Origin of the sequence: Acinetobacter sp. YH12046 (genome assembly GCF_013419905.1) — a bacterium.
Classification (GTDB): Bacteria; Pseudomonadota; Gammaproteobacteria; order Pseudomonadales; family Moraxellaceae; genus Acinetobacter.
The window spans coordinates 1-4,567 of the sequence record NZ_VOZF01000058.1; the positions used below are offsets into that span (position 1 = coordinate 1).

At 38.9% G+C, this 4,567-nt stretch carries 6 protein-coding genes; 2 read left to right on the forward strand and 4 right to left on the reverse strand.

Annotation, left to right across the window (positions count from 1 at the left end):
* Window positions 1-221: 221 nt before the first annotated feature.
* The 3 genes from nadS to FTU03_RS15690 all read right to left on the reverse strand — a co-directional run bounded on the left by nadS (window position 222) and on the right by FTU03_RS15690 (window position 1,607).
* Window positions 222-494, reverse strand: coding sequence for a NadS family protein (nadS, locus tag FTU03_RS15680; RefSeq protein ID WP_000369781.1), 273 nt, complete (start codon window positions 492-494; stop codon window positions 222-224).
* Window positions 487-807, reverse strand: coding sequence for a type II toxin-antitoxin system RelE/ParE family toxin (locus FTU03_RS15685; protein ID WP_000897307.1), 321 nt, complete (start codon window positions 805-807; stop codon window positions 487-489). The genes nadS and FTU03_RS15685 overlap by 8 nt, the downstream gene beginning before the upstream one ends.
* Window positions 808-965: 158 nt before the next feature.
* Complete coding sequence (locus tag FTU03_RS15690) at window positions 966-1,607, reverse strand: TetR/AcrR family transcriptional regulator C-terminal domain-containing protein (protein WP_004787586.1); 642 nt, start codon at window positions 1,605-1,607, stop codon at window positions 966-968.
* A 65-nt stretch (window positions 1,608-1,672) separates the two neighbouring features.
* On the opposite strand from FTU03_RS15690, the gene tet(39) reads away from it, so the two are divergent.
* Window positions 1,673-2,860, forward strand: coding sequence for a tetracycline efflux MFS transporter Tet(39) (tet(39), locus tag FTU03_RS15695; protein WP_004856455.1), 1,188 nt, complete (start codon window positions 1,673-1,675; stop codon window positions 2,858-2,860).
* Between the two features lie 242 nt (window positions 2,861-3,102).
* Here tet(39) and FTU03_RS15700 read toward each other — a convergent pair whose 3' ends face one another.
* Window positions 3,103-3,669, reverse strand: a complete 567-nt coding sequence (locus tag FTU03_RS15700; RefSeq protein ID WP_000678311.1) for a recombinase family protein — start codon at window positions 3,667-3,669, stop codon at window positions 3,103-3,105.
* Between the two features lie 240 nt (window positions 3,670-3,909).
* Between FTU03_RS15700 and FTU03_RS15705 the strand changes: the two genes are divergently transcribed.
* A complete protein-coding gene (locus FTU03_RS15705) occupies window positions 3,910-4,365 on the forward strand; it encodes a helix-turn-helix domain-containing protein (RefSeq protein ID WP_004973749.1) in 456 nt (151 codons plus the stop codon).
* The last annotated feature ends 202 nt before the right edge of the window (window positions 4,366-4,567 follow it).

Here is a 4,567-nt window from a genome sequence, read left to right on the forward strand (position 1 = left end):
TGTCTTAACGAATGCGGATAGAATGCATAAACTTACCTAAAAAATAAAATTCAGTTTTATGATAACTTTACTGTTAAAAGAAGTCTAGACAACCTTGTTTTATGCTTGGATATAAGGCTTATTTTAAAATAATAGTAGTGAAGATTTTCTAAAATTAACATAATACACCTTATACGAAATAAAAATGGGAGCCTTAAGCTCCCATTTTTTAAGTAATTTTTTCAAATAAGGCTTGGGTGAGCATCTAAAATTCGAATCAATGTAGCTGCTGGTCCAGTTGGATAGCGTCGTCCCTGTTCCCAATTTTGCAGGGTACGGGGGCTAATATGTAGACGTGCAGCAAATTCATTTTGGCTCAAGCCAGTTTTTTCACGTACTTCTTTAATATCAGGCAATTCGAGTTCTGTAACTCGGCTTGCTTTAACTTCTTTACGTTTGATAGCTCCAGCTTCTTTGATTGAAGCAACCAAGTCATCAAATAAGTTGTTATCCATGAAATTGCTCCTTCACGAGTTGGTGCAGAATGGCGGTTTCCTTATCTGTTAAATTATCTTTTACTGATTTTGGATAAGCCACTAAGAAAAAGATCTGATCATCCTCGGTGACCCAATAATAAATCACCCGTATCCCACCACTTTTCCCTTTGTTACCTTGAGCACAACGTACTTTGCGAATACCACCGCCATTCTTGATTAGGTCACCTCTATCAGGCTGTACCAAAAGATCTTGCTGAAGTTGACGATATTCCTCATCAGATACAAGGTCTTTAATTTGCTTGGTAAAGATGCTGGTTTCAATAAATAACATGGACTCTTTATACGTCAATGGCGTATTTGAATTTTAGCAGTTTCCATAACAAAAAACGAGAGCTGGTAGATCTCGTTTCGCATAACAGCCATTATGTTAAATAATTAAGGATAAAAGCTTTATTACTAAATAGAACAGTTGCTTAAAGCAGTATAGAGTTAAGTTTGCATTTTAATATCAAGTTGTCTTTCAGCACCGATAATCACCATACGAATCCCATTTTCAAAAATGTCATCCGCATTCATATTTTGTAAGGTATTCACTCCTTGGAGCATGAGTGGATATATAGTTGGATCGGCTTCGAATGGTGGGTCTGATCTTATTTCTTCTTGCTGCTCCTCAAGGACCCACCCAACAATAAACCTTCCTAATGTCATAAGTAATGCAACTGCTTCAACAGGAGAAAACCCAGCATGAGATAACAGCGCAACTTGGGCCTCAATCGTGTTGAAATGTCCTTGACTGGGGCTAGTTCTTGCATGTAGACGAGCACCATCACGGTAAGCTAGTAGTGCTCGACGAAAGCTTACAGAATTAGCGAGCAACCAATCTTGCCATGTCATCCCATCGATGGGTAAAGAAACTAAATGGTGTTCATTTATAATGGTTTCCGCCATTGCTTCCATTAACAAGGATTTATTCTTGAAATGCCAATATAGAGTTGGAGATTTAATACCCAATCGTTGAGCTAGCTTGCGTGTGGTTATTGAATCTATGCCTTCTTCATTCAACATATCCAATGCGGTACGCAGGACTATTTCACGTGTCAGACGTTGAGGTGCAATATCTTTTTTACTCATAAATCTATCACTGATAGGGAGTGTGTGAGAGAATATTAATTCTATCATTGCTAGAGAAGGCATTTGTGAAGAAATCATTGAGCGTGATTTTAATCACTATATTTCTGGATGCTGTTGGGATTGGTTTAATTATGCCGATCTTGCCTGAATTATTACGGTCATTGGCTGGAGCTGAAGCAGGCGGTGTTCACTATGGTGCTTTATTAGCTGTGTATGCTCTGATGCAGTTCATTTTTGCACCTATCCTTGGAGCGTTGAGTGACCGATTTGGACGTCGACCTGTATTAATTATTTCAATTGCTGGTGCAACGGCTGATTATCTCCTAATGGCTGCTGCTCCTTCTCTATTGTGGCTATATATTGGTCGTATTTTTGCGGGAATTACAGGTGCCAACATGGCTGTTGCAACAGCTTATGTTTCAGATATTACTCCAGCCCATGAGCGTGCAAAAAGGTTTGGTCTCCTTGGAGCTGTCTTTGGTATTGGGTTTATAGCGGGTCCGGTAATAGGTGGAGTTTTGGGTGAATGGAACTTACATGCACCGTTCTTTGCTGCTGCTTTTATGAATGGGATTAATTTAATAATGACAGCAGTCTTATTAAAAGAATCAAAACACAGCAATAAAATGACTGAGAAGGTTCAGGAGCAATCAATATTAAAGAAATTATCCTATTTGATCACTCAACCTAATATGGCTCCATTGCTTGGTATCTTTTTAATTATCACATTGGTTTCACAAGTCCCCGCAACTTTATGGGTTATCTATGGGCAGGATCGTTATGGCTGGAGTATATTTATTGCAGGTGTTTCCCTTGCTAGTTATGGAATATGCCATTCTATTGCACAGGCTTTTGCTATCGCCCCTATGGTAAAGAGGTTTGGAGAGAAAAATACGTTGTTATGTGGAATAGCTTGCGATGCAATTGGTTTACTTCTTTTATCTATTGCTGTTGAAGAATGGGTGCCTTTTGCGTTGTTACCATTGTTTGCCCTTGGTGGAGTAGCCGTTCCTGCTTTGCAAGCAATGATGTCCAGAGGTATTAGTGATGAAAGACAAGGTGAATTACAAGGGCTATTAAGCAGTTTTAATAGTCTGGGGGCTATAATTGGTCCTGTATTAGTTACTAGCCTCTATTTTATGACTCAGGCATCAGCTCCTGGAATGGTATGGGCATTAGCTGCAATACTTTATGTAATCACCCTACCCTTATTGCTTAAGTATCGCCTGAATAAATATTCTGGAGTTCCATAAAATATTTAATTTATTGGTTTAAAAACTAATGGATTCTATAGTTTATCTAAAATTAACATAATACACCTTATACGAAATGCGTTATAATTCCACTTAGAAATCAATGCTGTAGTTTCTAGTTGATAGCCCACCTTCCCCAAGGTGGGCTTTTTTTGTGATTTTTCACGTTCCACGCTTAAAATTCGAACAGTGTTTCATGATTTTTATAAGTTAAACTAAATTTAGTTGCTAATCCCAATAAGCTATTCACTAACTTGTAAATATCGGTATACCGCCTGACGACTAATCCCAAAAGCTTTCCCTAATGCCATTTTCGATGGATACTTCCCCTCCTTCCATGCTTGTCGTAAAGCTTCAGCTTGGTCAGGCTTTAGTTTATGCACCCGACCTTTGTACTTCCCCTGAGCAGAGGCGAGTTTTATTCCTTCCTTTTGCCGCTCTAAAATGATCTCACGTTCGAACTGTGCAAAAGCACCCATCATTTGAAGCATCAAATTATCCATCGGGGTGGATTCGGCTGTAAAAGTAATATTTTCTTTTACAAACTGGATGGCGATCCCTCGTTTGACCAGTTTATCTACTTCAGTGACCAAATCTTTTAGGCTTCGCGCAAAACGATCCATTGAATGTACAATCACCCTGTCCCCTTCCCGGACATAGTTCAACATTTCCTGAAATTTAGGTCGGTCAGTATTTTTACCTGAAGCACGGTCAACAAAAATCCGGTCGACCTCAATTCCTTCAAGTTGACGTCCAGTGTTTTGCTCGACAGAACTTACCCGGACATACCCTACTTTTTGGCCTTTCACTTTTTCACGCCCCAATTGGATAAAAATGAAAAATTTCGTAAATTATAATTCTTTAACACTAAAGTTACATGTTACTTATGATTAAAAATCATTTAAATGATACATAATTTCATGAACTTTCAGATTGTAACTTTAGGGTATACTCTAAATTAACATAATGATTATAGTTTTTTTATTGAATAAGTTGACAAAAATAACTAATCATGCGAAAAAGTTTTTTTAGTTAACAGATGTTCACACATGCCTCGAATTGTTTCTGTACCACTTAGTTTAGAACAGCGAGAACGACTCATTTTTCTGGCCAAGCATGCAAAACATTGGCGTGAAAGACAACGTGCCCAAACTATTCTCTGGCTTTCTGAAGGTAAAAGTGTTGCGGAAGTTGCCACTCTACAAGAACGTATCCCAGAAACCATAAGGCTACAACGCCGACGTTGGGAATTGTATGAGTTTGAATCGATTAAAGAAGGTCATCGCTCAGGTCGGCCCAATACATTGATCTCAGACTATCAGGCGAAAATCCTAGATTGGGTCAATACAAGTCCACTCAATGCAGAACAAATCCGAGTCAAACTACATGAAGAATACGAAGTGTCCGTGTCTGTTGAAACCATTCGTAAGTTTTTACGTGATTCAGGTATGGTCTTCAAGCGTACCCGTCATAGCTTGAAAAAAAAGAGATCCGATTGCATTTGAACAAGCAACACAGCAGATTGAAAAATTACGAGAGCAAGCGGCACGTGGTGAAATTATATTAGGTTATGTTGATGAAACGGCACTGTTGCAAATAGTCGGTGGTGATAAACTTATCATCCCCTTTTGCTGATGGAGCTGCACATGAACCCATTCAAAGGCCGGCATTTTCAGCGTGACATCATTCTGTGGGCCGTACGCTGGT

What these genes read in the sequence shown, in the direction of transcription:
- nadS (WP_000369781.1), bottom strand. Translation starts at nt 494, where the DNA reads ATGGATAACAACTTATTTGATGACTTGGTTGCTTCAATCAAAGAAGCT.
- FTU03_RS15685 (WP_000897307.1), bottom strand. Translation starts at nt 807, where the DNA reads ATGTTATTTATTGAAACCAGCATCTTTACCAAGCAAATTAAAGACCTT.
- FTU03_RS15690 (WP_004787586.1), bottom strand. Translation starts at nt 1,607, where the DNA reads ATGAGTAAAAAAGATATTGCACCTCAACGTCTGACACGTGAAATAGTC.
- FTU03_RS15705 (WP_004973749.1), top strand. Translation starts at nt 3,910, where the DNA reads ATGCCTCGAATTGTTTCTGTACCACTTAGTTTAGAACAGCGAGAACGA.